This window comes from Nitrososphaera viennensis EN76 (assembly GCF_000698785.1).
GTDB classification, from domain to species: Archaea; Thermoproteota; Nitrososphaeria; order Nitrososphaerales; family Nitrososphaeraceae; genus Nitrososphaera; species Nitrososphaera viennensis.
This window is the reverse complement of the sequence record NZ_CP007536.1, coordinates 606,840-622,408: the sequence shown is the minus strand read 5'-3', so window position 1 is coordinate 622,408 and position 15,569 is coordinate 606,840. Positions and strand designations below refer to the sequence as shown.

The 15,569-nt window shown below is 54.4% G+C and carries 20 protein-coding genes; 10 read left to right on the top strand and 10 right to left on the bottom strand.

Going from position 1 to position 15,569, the window contains the following annotated elements; translation table 11 throughout:
- The first annotated feature begins 25 nt into the window (after window positions 1–25).
- A complete protein-coding gene (cutA, locus tag NVIE_RS03685) occupies window positions 26–388 on the top strand; it encodes a divalent-cation tolerance protein CutA (RefSeq protein WP_075054079.1) in 363 nt (120 codons plus the stop codon).
- On the opposite strand, the gene NVIE_RS03680 is transcribed toward cutA, so the two are convergent.
- The 4 genes from NVIE_RS03680 to NVIE_RS03665 all read right to left on the bottom strand — a co-directional run bounded on the left by NVIE_RS03680 (window position 341) and on the right by NVIE_RS03665 (window position 3,347).
- Window positions 341–1,408 carry an mRNA surveillance protein pelota gene (locus NVIE_RS03680; protein ID WP_075054078.1) on the bottom strand — a complete coding sequence of 356 codons (1,068 nt, stop codon included), beginning with the start codon at window positions 1,406–1,408 and terminating at the stop codon, window positions 341–343. The genes cutA and NVIE_RS03680 overlap by 48 nt on opposite strands.
- Window positions 1,405–1,860: a hypothetical protein gene (locus tag NVIE_RS03675; protein ID WP_075054077.1), complete on the bottom strand. Its 456-nt coding sequence runs from the start codon at window positions 1,858–1,860 to the stop codon at window positions 1,405–1,407. The genes NVIE_RS03680 and NVIE_RS03675 overlap by 4 nt, the downstream gene beginning before the upstream one ends.
- 188 nt (window positions 1,861–2,048) lie before the next feature.
- Complete coding sequence (locus tag NVIE_RS03670; RefSeq protein ID WP_084790885.1) at window positions 2,049–2,435, bottom strand: metal-dependent transcriptional regulator; 387 nt, start codon at window positions 2,433–2,435, stop codon at window positions 2,049–2,051.
- Between the two features lie 111 nt (window positions 2,436–2,546).
- Window positions 2,547–3,347: a TrmB family transcriptional regulator gene (locus tag NVIE_RS03665; protein ID WP_075054075.1), complete on the bottom strand. Its 801-nt coding sequence runs from the start codon at window positions 3,345–3,347 to the stop codon at window positions 2,547–2,549.
- A gap of 167 nt (window positions 3,348–3,514) precedes the next feature.
- Here NVIE_RS03665 and tes point away from each other — a divergent pair, with 167 nt between their 5' ends.
- On the top strand, window positions 3,515–5,218 hold the full coding sequence (gene tes / locus NVIE_RS03660; RefSeq protein ID WP_174405422.1) for a tetraether lipid synthase Tes: 1,704 nt from the start codon (window positions 3,515–3,517) through the stop codon (window positions 5,216–5,218).
- A 36-nt stretch (window positions 5,219–5,254) separates the two neighbouring features.
- Here the strand turns inward: tes and NVIE_RS03655 are convergent, their stop codons facing one another.
- From NVIE_RS03655 to NVIE_RS03645, 3 genes are all read right to left on the bottom strand, one after another.
- Entirely contained in the window at window positions 5,255–5,752 is a 498-nt protein-coding gene (locus NVIE_RS03655; protein WP_075054074.1) for a hypothetical protein, read from the bottom strand.
- Between the two features lie 152 nt (window positions 5,753–5,904).
- Complete coding sequence (locus tag NVIE_RS03650) at window positions 5,905–6,126, bottom strand: hypothetical protein (protein WP_075054073.1); 222 nt, start codon at window positions 6,124–6,126, stop codon at window positions 5,905–5,907.
- Complete coding sequence (locus NVIE_RS03645) at window positions 6,114–6,401, bottom strand: hypothetical protein (protein WP_075054072.1); 288 nt, start codon at window positions 6,399–6,401, stop codon at window positions 6,114–6,116. The genes NVIE_RS03650 and NVIE_RS03645 overlap by 13 nt, the downstream gene beginning before the upstream one ends.
- A gap of 219 nt (window positions 6,402–6,620) precedes the next feature.
- Here NVIE_RS03645 and NVIE_RS03640 point away from each other — a divergent pair, with 219 nt between their 5' ends.
- Together NVIE_RS03640 and NVIE_RS03635 are read left to right on the top strand one after the other, a co-directional pair.
- Complete coding sequence (locus NVIE_RS03640; protein WP_075054071.1) at window positions 6,621–7,154, top strand: hypothetical protein; 534 nt, start codon at window positions 6,621–6,623, stop codon at window positions 7,152–7,154.
- A gap of 175 nt (window positions 7,155–7,329) precedes the next feature.
- Window positions 7,330–8,787: a gluzincin family metallopeptidase gene (locus NVIE_RS03635; protein ID WP_075054070.1), complete on the top strand. Its 1,458-nt coding sequence runs from the start codon at window positions 7,330–7,332 to the stop codon at window positions 8,785–8,787.
- A gap of 13 nt (window positions 8,788–8,800) precedes the next feature.
- Here the strand turns inward: NVIE_RS03635 and NVIE_RS03630 are convergent, their stop codons facing one another.
- Entirely contained in the window at window positions 8,801–9,460 is a 660-nt protein-coding gene (locus tag NVIE_RS03630) for a proteasome subunit beta (RefSeq protein WP_075054069.1), read from the bottom strand.
- 96 nt (window positions 9,461–9,556) lie between these two features.
- On the opposite strand from NVIE_RS03630, the gene leuC reads away from it, so the two are divergent.
- Genes leuC through NVIE_RS03610 form a run of 4 tightly spaced genes read left to right on the top strand, consistent with a single transcriptional unit; the run spans window position 9,557 to window position 13,311 of the window.
- Window positions 9,557–10,978 (top strand): 3-isopropylmalate dehydratase large subunit, encoded by a 1,422-nt coding sequence (gene leuC, locus NVIE_RS03625; RefSeq protein WP_075054068.1) that lies wholly within the window; start codon window positions 9,557–9,559, stop codon window positions 10,976–10,978.
- Between the two features lie 4 nt (window positions 10,979–10,982).
- Window positions 10,983–11,573 (top strand): 3-isopropylmalate dehydratase small subunit, encoded by a 591-nt coding sequence (gene leuD, locus NVIE_RS03620; protein ID WP_075054067.1) that lies wholly within the window; start codon window positions 10,983–10,985, stop codon window positions 11,571–11,573.
- A gap of 41 nt (window positions 11,574–11,614) precedes the next feature.
- Window positions 11,615–12,991 carry an amidophosphoribosyltransferase gene (locus tag NVIE_RS03615; RefSeq protein ID WP_075054066.1) on the top strand — a complete coding sequence of 459 codons (1,377 nt, stop codon included), beginning with the start codon at window positions 11,615–11,617 and terminating at the stop codon, window positions 12,989–12,991.
- Entirely contained in the window at window positions 12,988–13,311 is a 324-nt protein-coding gene (locus tag NVIE_RS03610) for a hypothetical protein (RefSeq protein WP_075054065.1), read from the top strand. The genes NVIE_RS03615 and NVIE_RS03610 overlap by 4 nt, the downstream gene beginning before the upstream one ends.
- Here NVIE_RS03610 and NVIE_RS03605 read toward each other — a convergent pair.
- Window positions 13,303–13,860, bottom strand: coding sequence for a 5' nucleotidase, NT5C type (locus tag NVIE_RS03605; RefSeq protein ID WP_075054064.1), 558 nt, complete (start codon window positions 13,858–13,860; stop codon window positions 13,303–13,305). The two genes, NVIE_RS03610 and NVIE_RS03605, sit on opposite strands and share 9 nt — an antisense overlap.
- A gap of 89 nt (window positions 13,861–13,949) precedes the next feature.
- On the opposite strand from NVIE_RS03605, the gene NVIE_RS03600 reads away from it, so the two are divergent.
- Window positions 13,950–14,258: a hypothetical protein gene (locus NVIE_RS03600; protein WP_075054063.1), complete on the top strand. Its 309-nt coding sequence runs from the start codon at window positions 13,950–13,952 to the stop codon at window positions 14,256–14,258.
- Window positions 14,259–15,086: a hypothetical protein gene (locus NVIE_RS03595; protein WP_075054062.1), complete on the top strand. Its 828-nt coding sequence runs from the start codon at window positions 14,259–14,261 to the stop codon at window positions 15,084–15,086. It begins immediately after the preceding gene.
- 51 nt (window positions 15,087–15,137) lie between these two features.
- On the opposite strand, the gene NVIE_RS03590 is transcribed toward NVIE_RS03595, so the two are convergent.
- Window positions 15,138–15,524, bottom strand: a complete 387-nt coding sequence (locus NVIE_RS03590; RefSeq protein ID WP_144239467.1) for a response regulator — start codon at window positions 15,522–15,524, stop codon at window positions 15,138–15,140.
- Window positions 15,525–15,569: the final 45 nt, after the last annotated feature.

Below are 15,569 nucleotides of genomic sequence, written 5' to 3'. Positions count from 1 at the left end.
TCTACTCCTATCCCGGAAAAGTAGGATGAGCAAGGCCAAGGCCGTAATCGTCGTTTCGACGTTTTCGACAGAAGAGTCTGCTGCCGAAATAGGGAAAAAGCTTGTCGAAAAGGGCCTGTGCGCATGCGTCAATTTTACCAAGATCCGCTCCATCTACTCCTGGAAGGGCAGGGTGGAGGACCAGCCCGAATACATCGCCTTTTTCAAGGTCGCCAAGGGTTCTGCAAAGGCGCTCAAGGAGGAGCTTGCCCGGGTGCACCCGTACGACGTGCCGGAGATAGTGGAGATAAAGATGAGCGACGTGTCCAAGCCGTACCTTTCGTGGCTTGTTGATGCCGAGTCAGCGCACCGCGTAGCGAAGAAGCGCGACCATCCCTCCAAGCGATGAAACGCGCAGGCCAATGTCAGTTGACGAGTCGACCGCGTACGTCTTGGCGCCATAGCTTTCGACAGAGTTGAGCAGCCTTACCACCGCCTCCTCGTCAGCGGTTTTAAAGACCGAGTCTGAAAATATGATGGCCTCTACCGCCTTGATGCTTGCGGCGTCGGTGATGTCCTTGAGGCCGACTGCGTACTTGTTCTCGCCCCTGTTGACCATGAGCATCACCTGATCGAGCATGGCCGACACCGTGGCAAGCTTGCTTGCGCTCATGGCGTCCTTCATGGCCGGCGACCGCAGGAAAACAAAGACGCCGTCCTCGCCTGCTACGTCGACGCCGTCTACCACCTGCGCCCGCTCTTTTGGCAGGCCGTTTCTGTCAAGCGCGTTGTAAAAGCGCCTGCGGGTCTCGCCGGGCCCAAAGACGATTATCCTGTCGCCTTCTGAAAGGACGGAGGAAACCGTCTTGGCAGTGTCTGCAAAGAATGAGTCCAGGCTTGCGTTCTTTGTTGTTGCAGGGTAGCGCTTGCCCTGCTGGCCGGAATAGATGTTTGGTATTATCTTGACGTGCGTCCCGGTGACCCTTGCGACTGCGGCCTCCTGCGTGTCGATTGCCACCAGTATGAACGACGACGAGCCGTCGCCCGATCTCCTTAGCAGCCTCAGCTCCACGTCCTGCCACTTGCGGCCCTTGTCTATGGTCAAAACGTCGCCGGCCTGCACCGAAAGCGCGTGGTGCACCCCCTTTGACACGAGCTCGTTGCTGGTGTGCGTAATTGTGCCAGAGACGCGCAGCCGGTCCACCGACGCATCAAGCTCCACCCTGTCTACCCTGATTGTTAACCGGACCTTGACGCGCTCGCCCCTGTCGGGCCTGCCGTATTCGCTTTCCTGCTTGACCACGCGCGTCGTGTCCGCTATCGCATAGTCGCCGGGCGCAACCATGCGCCTGAGCGTAAAGAGGTCGTCAGCGTCCTCCGGGATCACTAGGAGCGCGTTTGCAGAATGGTCGCTCTGCTTTACGATCATGCTGGCGGCGCGGTGGTGTTTTCCTGCCCTTCTGTTGTAGGCGGCGGCGCTGAAGACGTGTCGCTTGGCGCCTGGGCGTGGATGTACTGGTCGACCCATTCCTGCGTAAGGACGCCAGCTTCAACCAGGTTGACTAGCGCGTTTGGCGACGCGTTGCCATGCACCTTGCCCGTGCGCCTGCGCGTCTGCCTCCACTTTAGCTGCGTGTTGCCTGACTTTGACGAGTATATTATGCCAAGGATCTCTTTTGCGTTGACGAAGGTCATCTCGCGGATCTTTTTCAGCGTGACCTTGTCGGCGGCCTCGATGTATATGGCGCCGGGTCCCTCTTCGCGCTCTGGGAATACTTCAAAGTCGCGCATGTAGCTTTCCGGTATGAACGATCGGCAGGTACTTATTATGATGAATTTCCGGAAACTCTCTAGAGAACACGTAGTTTCTATCTGCACCAATGCAATTATGAAAACTATCTAGTCATTTATCAAGCTTGTGAGAAATTTTAAGAAGATGACGATTATGGATGGACAGCAGGCTCCTTACTCAAGATCCTCCTCACTAGACAGAGTCAGTAGGGCTAGTCCTGTCACTGCCTGCGTGTATCCATCCATGCGATTGTTGCAGCGAAGGGCATAAAAACGATCTAGGCAGAGCAGCAGCGGCCCCTTGGTATGTCGTGTCCGTGGGGGCATTTCCTTGGGTGCTTTAAAAGCGTGCACAGGGCGTCGGTAAAGATGTTTTTCATGTGGTGCTCGATCCCGCAGACCATCTCCTCGTCTATCTCTATTTTCAGCGCGTCCTTCATGAGGACCTCCAGCAGGCGGGTGTTGCGTATCATCTGCTTGCCAATCCTGTCGCCCTCGCTTGTCAACTCGACGCTGCCCTTGGTATAGTGGACGAGGTTCAGGTCGTTGAGCTTGCGCAGCATCTGGACTACGGAAGGCTGGGTGACGTTTAGCAGCTTTGCAATGGAGCTTACCTTGACTTCCTCGCCCTTTTCCCTGATGTACCATATCGCCTTCAGGTACATCTCGACGTGCTCTGACTCGGCCGTGCCGATAAAGAGCTCTTCGTCCTCGGATTTGCGGGACTTTAGGGACTCCACGGGTGGGGCTAGCTTGGCTAAAGATAACTATTAACCTTATCTGTTATTGTTGCTGCTACTGGTCTTTTTCTGCTGCGCCTTGGCGTCAGCCCAGAGGTAGCGGAAGTAGTCCTTGGCAAAGCCTGCCAGTGCCGCATGGTCCGCCCATATCGCTATCGGGTCTATCATGCCGTTCTCGACCATGCCTTCTCCGAGCAGTATCATGACGTGCTTGCCGTCGCCGATAACCCCTCCGCCAAACATGTCGGTCTTTAGCTTTACCTCTGCGACCCTTGACAGCGCCCTTACAATGTCCGTGCTGGTGTCTTCAGACGCAAGGACGTTTATCTTCACCCCGCGCTCATGCAGCGTGCGGAGCACCGGCTGCATCGGCTTGGCAACGTCCTGCGCGACGCTTGGCAGCGCCACGAGCAGTTCGTGCTGGCAGTTTTCCACTATCTCGCTGACCTTGGCGGCAATGTTGTAGATGCCTCTCACGACCCATATCTCGGGCTTCTCCTTGATGCCGCTTTTCGTGTAGATGGGCATGAGCTCGTTCATAATCGCGGCCTGGCTTTCACGAAAGTTGTTCTCGCTTCTCATCCTCATTGCCTCAAGGGCGGTGGATGGCGACTTGGGAAAGAACTTTTGCGGGCGCGAGCTGTCCGACTCTAGCCAGCCCTTGTCTTCAAGGCTGTTTAACACCTCGTAAATCTTGGAATATGGAACGCCCGACTTTTTGCTGATGTCGGCCGCAGTCATGGCGCCGACTTCAAGCAATGAAGTGTAGACGCGTATTTCATAGCCGGTCATACCAAGATCTTCCATCGCTTTCCGCGACCTGTCGGAAATGCTCAAGTTCAGAACGTTTTATTACGCCGTTATATATTTACGTTCCAAAAGCGGCATGAAGCGTTGAGATTGGCGGGCAAAAATGGCAGTTTTGGCCTATACACCAATCACCGTAGTAATCGGCAGGTTATCTTTATATATTAAATCTGAAGTTTCTCCGTTAAGAAAGTAGCATGGAGCTAATTCATATTAGCAATATGTCCAGCAAGAATGTTGCTGCAAGGAAGACGATAAGGTTCACGCAGAGCATCTGCCCGGACTGCAACATGATTCTGGACGCAGAAGTCTTTGAAAGGGAAGGCAAGGTTTTCATGAGCAAGACCTGCCCGACGCACGGCGAGACCGAGGAACTGTATTTCGGCTCTTATGAAATGTACAAGAAATTCAGCACCTACTGGATGGACGGCAAGGGTGCACACGCCCCAAACGTCATGATTGACAAGTGCGCATGCCCGAACAACTGCGGCCTTTGCACTAACCACCTTTCACACTCTGGCCTTTCCAACATGATTATCACCAACAGGTGCGACCTCACGTGCTGGTACTGTTTCTTTTACGTCAAGAAGGGCCTCGAAGGCGCCTACCTCTACGAGCCAAACCACGAGCAGGTGAGGGCCATGATGAAGACGCTCAAGGCGGAAAAGCCAATCGCAGGCAACTCTATCCAGATCACCGGCGGCGAGCCGATGCTTCGCGACGACATTACCGAACTCATCAAGATAATGAAGGAGGAGGGCGTCGACCACGTGCAACTCAACACCAACGGCATCAAGCTGGCCATGTCGCCAGAGACGATGCGTCAGGTGAGAAACTCTGGCGTGAGCAACCTCTACCTCTCGTTCGACGGCGTGACGCCGAGGACAAACCCCAAGAACCACTGGGAGATCCCATACACTCTGGAATCCGCGCGCAAGTGCGGCATGACAGTCGTATTCGTACCTACGGTCATCAAGTCTATCAACGACCACGAGCTGGGCGGAATCATCCGCTATGCGCAAAAGCACATGGATGTCGTTCACGCAGTGAACTTCCAGCCGGTGTCGCTGACAGGCAGGATGGGCAAAAAAGAGCGCGAGAAGTACCGCATCACGATTCCTGACTGCATTGAAAGAATTGAGGAGCAGACAAACGGCGAGATCAGCAAGGACGCATGGTTCCCGGTCCCGTCGTGCATGCCCATGACAAACATCATCGAGGCGTTCAGCAAGAAGCCAAAGTACGAACTCTCCATACACTTTGCATGCGGAGCAGGCACCTATGTCTTTGAAGACACGCAGACAAGGAAGCTCACACCGCTGACATCGTTTGTCGACATCAAGGGCGTCCTTGAATACTTTGAAGAAAAGGCCGACGAGATCAGGTCCGGCGCAAACCGCTACTGGACAATGCTCGAAGTCGTCCGCAAGCTCAAGACGTTCGTCGACAAGGACAAGCAGCCGCACGGCCTCGACCTTGCCAAGATGTTCTCCAGCATACTGCTAAAGCGCAACTTTGACTCGGTCGGCAACTGGCACGTGAGGTCGCTGTTCCTTGGCATGATGCACTTCCAGGACAAGTACAACGAGGACCTGGAAAGGCTCCAGAGGTGCGACATACACTACCTGACGCCAGACCTGAGAATCATACCGTTCTGCGCCTTCAACGTCATCCCAGAATGGTACAGGGACAGGATACAGAAGAAATACTCCATCCCTGTGGAAGAGTGGGAGCAGGCACACGGCCAGACACTCGAAGCAGGCCTTTACCGCGGCCTGATGAGGCGTGGCAAGCCAGAGGCACAGATGGGCTGCGCCCTCTCCGAGATGCACAGGGAAGCCGCGATGGCAAACGACGACCACAAGGGCGTCGAGCTGCGCAACAACATGGCCGGCGCGTAAAAAAGCGCGCACCTCTCTTTTTTCTTTTTACTTTCTCTAATCTTTACAACTCTCTGCGAGTGCCAGCGCACGAGCACCCTTTTCCGTGATTGCATATATCGTACAAGTGCCCGCGGTCGCGACAACCTGTACAAGGCCGAATTCAAGCATGCGTTCCACATGCCTGTCTACCGCCTTCCAGTCGATGCCCGACTCGTTTGCAAGCTGGAGCTTGTTCTTTGGCACTGCCGCAAGGAGCGCAAGCAATCTGGCCCTGGTAGGCCCGCCCTTCATTCTGACAAGCAACTCGTACACGCCACAACACAGGCCGCATTCGGTCCACCTTTGGCGCACCTGCCCGCGCCACGAATCTCGTTCAAACGAGAGAGACGACGTCTCCACGCCAAACTTGCGGTTCTGGAGGTACGACATCTGCCCCAGCAACTTGTCTCCGCCTGTTGTAGAGCGATAGTCTACAAACGCGGCATGAGTGAGGGTGAGGGCGGTGAAAAGAACAATGGTGACGCTTGCGGCCCTTGCGATGTTTGTGGACATCTCTGTGCTAGCGCCTGATGATCTACGTATGGCGTTCTTAGGATAAAAGGATTCGCCGGCTCTTGTGGTGGCTCCCCGCATGGTCCTGTGGGGTTGAAAAATCGATTTAACGCTTGGTCCAAACGTTCGGACAAAACGTTAAATAACACAAATTAGCTGGCGACTGCCTTTCTCACCATTTCTGCAACCTTTTCCTTGTCGTCCACCTGCACGACTATTTCGTCGTACGTGGCGCCTTCCAGCTTCAGAGTGATGCACCTGTCCCTGTCTGAAAGCGCGTAGAAAATCCTGCCTGTCTTGAAATCGTAAAAGTGGCCGGCATAGTGCGGTGCCGACCGTCCGCATGCACCTGTTATCTTTACTACTGAATGCACGATACCTCCATAACCTCTGTATCCTCCACGATAACCTCTTGCTCGGTCTCTGCTGTATCAGCTGCTTTCTTCTTTTGCTTTTTACGAAGCTCTCTGACTTTATCAAGAATATCTTTTAATTGATCTTCCGAAATCTTCGCAATACTGGCATCACACTGGAGGCCCTTTGCATGGAGTACCTCTTCTGTTAGTCTAATAATTTCATCTTTGTGCCGTTCTTCTTCACTCGTTAACATGTTGTTACTCATAAATCTGAAGAAGGCAAGGTCGCTCATAATGGATCAAATATCGCAAACCTGCTATTTACCTTATAGTTTGGTCAGAGACGAGTGCGAATAGTCAAAGCAATCCATGGGGGGAGAACGGCCTATGCGTGCCAATAATAGGCCCCACCCATCCTAGGCGTGGCAATACAATACGCTTAAGCAAGTCTTAGTAGTCTTTTATTACTACTTCTTGCTATTGCATATATGAAGAGATGATCTCTCATAGTAGTGGATTATCAGTTTCTCGAAGTGCTGTGTGAACAAATCCTGGGGAAGGGCGCTTCCATTCGATGGGCGGGAGTCGTAAACGACAATGGCATAATTCTAAACTCCAAAAGAAGACCCGGTTTGTTGCCCCTTTTGACCCAAGAGGAAAACGAAGAATACGTTATTTCTGCTATATCCCGACATAAGACTAGGACAAAATTTGAAACAAAAATAGGCAAACTGAGATATGCCTTTGGCAAGTATGAAGGACTGAATCGTGCTACCATACCAATTACCACGCATCATTATCTCCTTCTGACTTTTGACAAGGATGAAAAGAATTTTGATTCGATAATAATGGAAAAGATTCTTCCACTTGTTGAAAATAACATCTCTCAATTTGTAGAGTCGCCTATGGAAAAGTGCCCTGCAAGTGAGTATGAATCAGGCACTTTTCGATGTACTACATGTGCAGAGGAGTTCCTAACTAAAGAGGACGCGGATAAGCACAACCATGAAACTCATAAACAAGAATCGGTTTATGCTAACGAATGAGGAAGCGGGACCTCTGCCTTTCTTGCAAGCGACGCAAATTTCGACAGCCTGCCTTCTGGCTCTTTCACCAGCATGTCGCCTTCCATCCTGACGGTTGCAGAAACTATGCGCGCTTATTCTCTGCGAGAACCGGTTATAACGTTTTTAAAATCTCAAAGAGCAGAGACTGTCTAGCATGAACCTTGAGCAATGGTGCCAGCTTGACGAGCGGATCTACGTGGCCGAGTCCGACGAGCGCTATAGGCAGTACGCCGGCCTGAAGCACAGCATAAAGGCGATAGAGCGGCTGGCAGAGATGAAGTCGCTTGCCGCAAGGCTGTTCCTTGAGAATTTCGAGGAGCCCCGGGAACTTTACATATCGTCGATTGAAAGCATGGCCGACTCGTCCACCAAAAAGCTCGAGCTGAGACTCTACGACTTGCGCAACACCAAGGTTGTCTCAAAGCAAAAGTTCGACGGAAGGCCCGTGAACTGGAGCTCGTGGCGCCAGTACAACAGCGCCGAAAAGGACGAGAAAAAGCGCAAGGCAGTCTTTGACGAGTTTGTGAAAAAGACGCGGTTTGTAGCGCCTGTGGTAAAGGCGCGCTTTGACGCAATCGCCGACGTGTACGCAGAGCAGTCGGGCAAAAAGCTGGACCCGCTTGCAGGCTACCTCGAAAACGAGAAATTCACGTACTCGCAGCTGACGAGTTTTGTAAAGTCGATGGGCAGGCGGGCCAAAAAGCCGTTCCGGGAGGCCCTTGCAGACGTCTCAAAAAAGGTGCTTGGCCGGCCTGCGGAATACTATGACGATTTCTATTTTTTCAGAAACCGCGTCTACTCTGACCTTGAAAAGCACTTTTCCGGGATCGACCCGACCGCGCAGGTCAAAAAGACGCTTGAGGGCCTGGGGTTTGACCTGTCGCGGATACAAATCGACACGGAGAACCGCAAGGACAAGTACCCGTCTCCCGTCTGCTTTTTCGTTCAGGTGCCAAACGATGTTCGCGTCCTGTACAAGAGCGAAAGCCCGTACTTTGACCTGCAGGGGTGCTACCACGAAATGGGCCACGCGGCTCACGCGACGTCAATCGACCCTGCCGCCGACTACTGGGACCGCTACGGCTTTTCGATGGGGATTGCAGAGATATTCTCGATATTTCTAGAGCGCCTGACAAAGAACCGGCGCTACCTGAAATCGCTTGGCGTGACTGACGAGCGCGCCCTTGACGAGCTGGAGCAGAGGAACAACTTCATGGAGCTCTATTTCGTCACGTTCTACACCGCAAACTCGCTCATGAAGGCCGAGTTCTGGCGCAAAAAGCTCTCTACAAGGCAGGCAAGCAACCTCTACGGGAAATTGCTGAGGGAATACACCGGGCTTGATGTGCCCGGCGAGTACTGGATGCTCCACCACATACTGCCAGACGCGATAATGTATGTGCCTAGCTACATAGTCGCGGCCGTCCGCGCGGCAGAGCTTGAACAGCATCTGCAAAACAGGTTTGGCGAAGAGTGGTGGGCCGTAAGGGAGGCCGGCGAGGAAATACGCCGGTTCATGAGGCCGGGTGCAAAAATCGAGCTGTCTGCATTTTCAAAGATGGACGCAAGCCTTTTCGTGAACGAAATAACAAAGACAGGCAAGGGTGCGTAAAAAAAGTAGTGGGCTAGAAGACGACGCCCACTGCGGTCTTTTGTTCCTTTGACAGCTCGCGGTAGCCGTCCTTGTCGATGATGGCCACGTTGATGCTGTCGCCGGTTCCGGCGTTCCTGCGGATTGCCGCCGCTATTGCGTGCATGGCCAGCTTGTACGCCTCGTTCACGCCCATGCCATCCTTGAACTCGGATTCAAGGTAGCCGTACGCGACGGGCGAGCCAGAGCCGGTGGAGATGAATTTCTCCGTGGTGAGCGAGCCAAACAGGTCGATGTTGTATATCCTGCCGCCTTCTTTGTCGGTGTAGCCTGCCATGATTATCTGGACGTAGTAGGGGAAGTAGCGGTTGTTGAACAGTATGTTTGAGCAGAGCCTTGCAGCCGACTTGACCGGGATGACCTCTTTGTTTTCAAGCCTGAATATGTTGGCGTTGTAGCGCATCGTGTCGACCAGGTTCTGCGCGTCGGCGACTCCACCGGCAATCGTCATTGCAAGGTGGTTGTCGACCTTTTGAATCTTCATGACGTGCCTGTCGGCGATAAAGAGGCCGGCGCTTGCCCTGGTGTCTGCCGCCAGCACCACGCCATCCTTGCATGTCAAGGCGCATGTAGTCGTACCCTTCTTTATTTGCTCAGCGATATACTCCGGGTAACGGTTATCCTGGGGGTGCATATTATGGCTGCAAGAGCAGGCCAACCTGATTTAAAACTATCTGCCACTCCCTCACTCACTTGTTTTATATTTCCCTGCCGCCAATTCCTCTCTCGCTTGGCCCAAGCAAGGACCATATTTGAAAAGATCTGGGACAGCCACGTCGTGCACCAGGAGAAGGAAGGCGGGCCGTCCTTGCTCTACATAGACCGCCACCTTGTACATGAAGTTACGTCTCCGCAGGCCTTTGACGGCCTCCGCATGAACCGCCGCAGGGTGCGCCGGCCTGACCTGACGTATGCCACTATGGACCACAACGTGCCTACAACTGCGCGCTCGCTTCCAATAGTCGACCAGATATCGGCGACCCAGATACGCACTCTTGCAGACAACTGCAGGGAGTTTGGGATTACATTGTTTGACATGCACAGCCCGGATCAGGGCATCGTGCACGTGATAGGGCCGGAGCTTGGGCTGACAATCCCCGGCACTACGATTGTATGCGGCGACAGCCACACGTCGACGCACGGAGCGTTTGGCGCGTTTGCGCTTGGCATAGGGACAAGCGAGGTCGAGCACGTGCTTGCCACGCAGACGATGTGGATGGACAAGCCCAAGACCTTTGCCGTCAATTTCGTCGGAAGGCGAAAAAACAAGCACGCCGTGACTGCAAAGGACATGGTGCTCTACCTCATACGGACAATCGGCACCGCCGGCGGCACCGGCTCTGTGCTTGAATACCGCGGCGAGGCGATATCAGAGCTTTCTATGGAAAACAGGATGACTATATGCAACATGTCCATCGAAGGCGGCGCCCGGGCAGGCCTTGTTGCGCCCGACGAAACTACTTTTGACTACATCCGGGACAGGCGCTATGCGCCAAAGGGTGAGCAGTTTGAGCGCGCAGTGGAATACTGGAAAGGGTTGCGCACGGACGAAAACGCGAAATTCTACAGATCCATTACAATAGACACTGCGTCGCTTGCCCCGCAGGTCAGCTGGGGCACGAACCCGGGGATGGTGGTGAGCGTGAACGAAAGCGTGCCGGCGCCAGACGAGTTTGCCAAGGGAAATGAAAACGAGCGCAAGGCCGCTGTTCGTGCATTAGAGTACATGGCCTTGGAATCCGGAACGCCGGTGACTGACATCAAGCTTGACCGTGTCTTTATCGGCTCGTGCACCAACTCGCGCCTCGAGGATCTCGTGGAGGCATCGGTCGTAGTCAAGGGCCGCAGGGTATCGCCAAGGGTAAGGGCGATGGTGGTGCCCGGCTCGCAGCAGGTAAAGGCCGCGGCAGAAAAGCTCGGGCTTGACAAAATATTCAAGGACGCCGGCTTTGAGTGGCGCGAGTCGGGATGCAGCATGTGCCTTGGCATGAACCCCGACATCCTTGCGCCCGGCGAGCGCTGCGCAAGCACCTCAAACCGCAACTTTGAGGGCAGGCAGGGAGCAGGAGGCAGGACGCACCTCGTTAGCCCGGTGATGGCCGCGGCGGCTGCAATCGAGGGCCGTTTCGTGGATGTCAGGGAGTGGCTCTAGCAGCATGGAGCCGTTTACGGTGTTGAAAAGCAAAGCGACGCCCCTTGACAGGGTGAACGTCGATACCGACCAGATAGTTCCAAAGCAGTTCTTGAAACTTGTCAGCCGCACCGGCTTTGGCCAGTACCTCTTTTACGACTGGCGCTTTGACGCAGAAGGCAGGCCCCGGCCGGGTTTCGTGCTCAACGATCCCAGGTACAAGGGAAGGCAGATCCTGCTTGCCCGCGACAATTTTGGCAGCGGCAGCTCGCGCGAGCACGCGGCATGGGCGATACTTGATTATGGCTTTAGGGCAGTGATAGCGCCGTCGTTTGCAGACATTTTCTACAACAATTGCTTCAAAAACGGCGTGCTGCCTGTCAGGCTTGCAGCAAAAGATGTCGACTACCTCTTTCAGAACGGCGACGTGGAAATTGAAATAGACCTTACCAAGCAGGTGGTGAAGGCCGGCCAGAAAACAATGCACTTTGACATCGACGAATTCCGGAAAAAGCTCTTGCTTGAAGGACTTGACAGCATCGGCCTCACGCTCAAGCTTGAAAACGAGATATCAATGTACGAGCGGGAAAGGCAGGCGTTTGCGCCTTCGCTCTGACAAGCTTTTTATCTAAACTCCTCCAGAGCTGAAGTACACACATGGCCGGCATAGTCGCCATCTACAACCACGGCACAGAGCCGAAACAGGCCGTGGTCTATTACCTTGCGCACGCCATGCGCATGCTGCAGCACCGCGGCAAGGCGTACTGGAGGATGATGGTCGGAAGCGGGTCTGCCGGCGCAGAAGGCTCGCTTCCTGCAGACGACGCGATACTAAAGGTGGCGCACAAGGAAAAGCTGGGCGGCGTATGCGGCATCGGCTATTTGCTCAAGAGGTCGCCCCCGTTTGCTAGCATGCAGTCTGCCCAGGTCGCCTTTGACGGGTTTTTCGTCGACACGGAAAAACTGCACCTGCACCCGTACGTCGGGCCGGCAAAGCATTCAGACTCGCTTTTCAAGATCTACCACATCTTTGTCACGCTCTTGGAAAAGGACCCTGACAGGGCAGTCGAGTTTCTCGACAGGCACCTGCGCGGAAACTTGCTGGTGAAACTCCAGGACGAGGTGTACGCGTACCGGGACAGCACCGGCTTCAAGCCCCTTGTCACGGCGTCGCGAAAGGACAGGACTCTGAACATAGTCGCCTCTGAAAACTCGCTCCGGGCGTCGCTTATAGACATGGAGTTTTCCGAGATAAAACCGGGCCAGCTCTTGAAACTGAGCAAGCGCGCCGGCCTCGAGGTCATTGCCACAAGCCACGATTCGAAACTCATGATGGACCCGTTCGAGTTCATACGTGAGTCAAACGTGGTGGCGACGCTTGGAGGCAAGAGCATCTATGAAATACGAAAGAGCATCGGCAAAGCGCAGGCCAATTTCCTCTCGCTTGACCTGAAGGTGGCGGACCTTGACTCCGCGTACGCAGAGCCTGACTATACGCGCCCGATGGCGCTTGGCTTTGGGCTTGCGTACAGGAAGCACTTTCCGCCCTTTGACCTTGCAGAAGGCGTCATAAAAGACAGGTACGACGACTCGGACAACATGATAGACTTTTCAGAGCAGGACAGCAAGAACAAGCTGCTCACGACAGGCAGGTCGCTCAAGTTCGTGATGCAGCCGCTGGTCAAGGGCAAGAACATCGCAACAGTGCAGGGCACGATACAGACAAGCGCGACTGCCCGGGAGACCATCTACTACCTGAGAAACGCCGGCGCAAGGAGGATTGACGTCGTCGTCAGTTACGTGCCGACGGTGGACGGCAGGCAGGTCGGCCTGTACACGCACAACCGCGACCTCGTGGCCAACAAGTACGTTGGCGAGGTGTCATCGATAAACGAGCTGAACCAGAACATCGCAAAGGAGCTTGGCGCGGACACCGTCTATTACAATTCGCCGGCGGTCCTCGCAAATGGCATCGGCGTGCCGGAGCACAACCTCTGGTTCCCGGAATGGGTCAGGTTCCTCGACTACAAATGACAACAAAAAGCGACATCGAGCCGGGCAGGATAAGGGGGCCGCCCGCAAAATCAAGGGTTCTGATGTCCGGCATGATGCAGAACCAGGGCTTTGTGATTACAAAGATAGAGATGCGCCAGTACGTCGAGCGCACGGACGAAAAGCTGGGCGACTATTCCCTCTTGACCGCAGTCGTCGACACGGACAGGGGCTCTGTCGAGATGAAGTACGACGAGGGCTTTCGCGGCCCTGACGCGTTCGACTCCGCCGTCACGATGCTCCTGCAGTACGTCGGCCTGTCTGCCCTCATAAACCGCGCGCTTATCGCGCTTTCAGAGTAGCTTTTCTGCCTCTGACAGGCTGCTGACGCGGACAGGCCAGTCAAAATCGCGGTTCCACGGCTGGTTGAACAGTATTGCGGACTTTGGCTCCGCGACGTCGACAAGGTTCTTTGGCGCGTCGTCGATGAGCACGTCAAACGGATAGTCTGCCTTTGGCGCGGCGTCATAGATGAACAGGAGGTCGTCTGCAAACACCCTGTGCATGTCGAGCCACTTTGCCACGTACGCCACCGTCGGCCTCTCCCTTTTCGTGATTATCGATATCCTGTAGCCCTTGCGGTGGATGCGCCTGGTGACTGCGCCAATGTCCGGCTCTGTAGGCGGGATCTCGCGCCAGCGGTTCCTCCAGACGTGGCTGAAATACTCGTAGACGTCTTCAGGCGTTATCGGCAGTACGGTAGGTATGTCCCATTTTATGATGTCCTCTTTGGTTATCTTGGCGTTTCTGCGCCTGTTGTACTCGTCTGCCCAGACGAGCATCACGTCTGCAAGCACAGAGTCGACGTCAATTGCGACCGTCTTGACTGCGCGTAAAGTGCTGCCGGACATGATGAGAACGCAGTCGAGTTATCACCTTGCTTTATTTATAGAAATGCCATTTGCAACTGCTTTTATAATCCCCTATATCATTCCCATGTATGAATCCTCGGGAGGTGCTGTTAAAGTGCACGCAGGACGCGCTTTTGGCGCTTGGCGAGCCTACCATGCAGTCGCTCGTGTGGCACCTCAACAACGCCGGCGTGCAGATGGTCCCGGAGAACTTTGACATACGCAGGTTCTATGCAGCCCTCAAAGACATGATGGGCGGCGGGGCAGACATCATCATGGACATCGTTGCCCACACGATGGCTTTTGAGCTCCAGCTGGATGTCACTCTTGACCCGCGTGCTCCTGCACTTGAAAAGGTGTTGAAGGTGCTTGAAGTCGCCCAAAAGGTGGCGCGCTAGTTGCACGAGCGAGGCACTCTTGACCCGACATCTGTGCGCGACAAGCTCTTGGCAACTATTGCAGTCGCGACGGTTATCACGACTCTGCTCATAGTGTTTTCAGGCGACGGCTCGCGGCCGTTTTTCTCCAATTGGACGATAAACGCCGCCGCAGGCGCGGCCCTTGGCATGGCCCTCGTCGTATCGCTCAGGCAGGGCGCAGGCGGCCTGTACGGCAAGACTACCGCCGCGTTTGCGGCCGGGCTGGCGCTGTGGTTTGCCGCAGAGCTCTTGTGGACGTACTATGAGCTTGGTGTGGGAATACAAGTGCCCTACCCGTCGCTTGCCGACGCTCTCTGGATTGCCGGCTACGGGCCGATGGCCTACCACCTGCTCAAGACCTGCCGGTTCTTTGCCGCAGGCAACAAAGCGCTTGCCGCAGCAGTGGCTGCCACGTCTGCATTCGTTGCATACACCTGCATGGTGGTAATTGGCGCGTCTGCAGAAGGAGGGGGCGAGGAGCCGCTTGCACTTGCGCTAGGCCTTGCGTACGTGGTGCTTGACGGGCTGCTGCTAGCGCCTGCTATTCTGCTCCTTGCAAACTTTCTCCGCGGCAAGCTCACCTCCACACCGTGGGCTCTTCTCTCGGCGTCGCTTGCGATATTCGCGGTCGCTGACGTGGGCTTTGCGTACTATACCGCCGCCGGCCTTGACAGCTTGATATGGCACTGGAATCCCTTGTACGGTGCAAGCTACATCATCATGGCCGCGACGCTTTTCTGGCACAACCGGTTTTTCATATTTGACAAGAGCCGGGCGAAAAAGATCTGGCAGCAGGATAACAGGTAGCAGTAGTAGCTTATCAGTCGCGTTCTGTCATGCTGCCAACCGGCTTTACAATTATGGGCCCAGATTCCTTCGAACGACGTTCAAGAATTGTGCGAAATTGAACGGCTTTGTTATTATTTCGCTGACTCTTAATTGGCTTTTAGCAGAATCTATCTCTCCCTTGGTGGGATCAAATGCCGACATTACAACAACATTCACTGTCGGGTTAAGCTGCCTGATGTTGTAGATAAAATCAAGGCCAGACATCTGCGGCATGCGAAAGTCCGAGATTATCAGATCATATTTTGTGGGGTTTATCCGGAAAGACTCCAGTGCCTTTTTCGGATCGGTGAACGAATCCACGGTCATGTTTAATTCTTCGAGCATCTGCTCGATCACCGTCAGGATATCCCTCTCGTCATCTACTATCAGGATGCTCTTGGTGCCTGATTGCTCCATGTCGAAAAACAACCTAGGTTATTGCAGCAGTATATACTCGTGCTT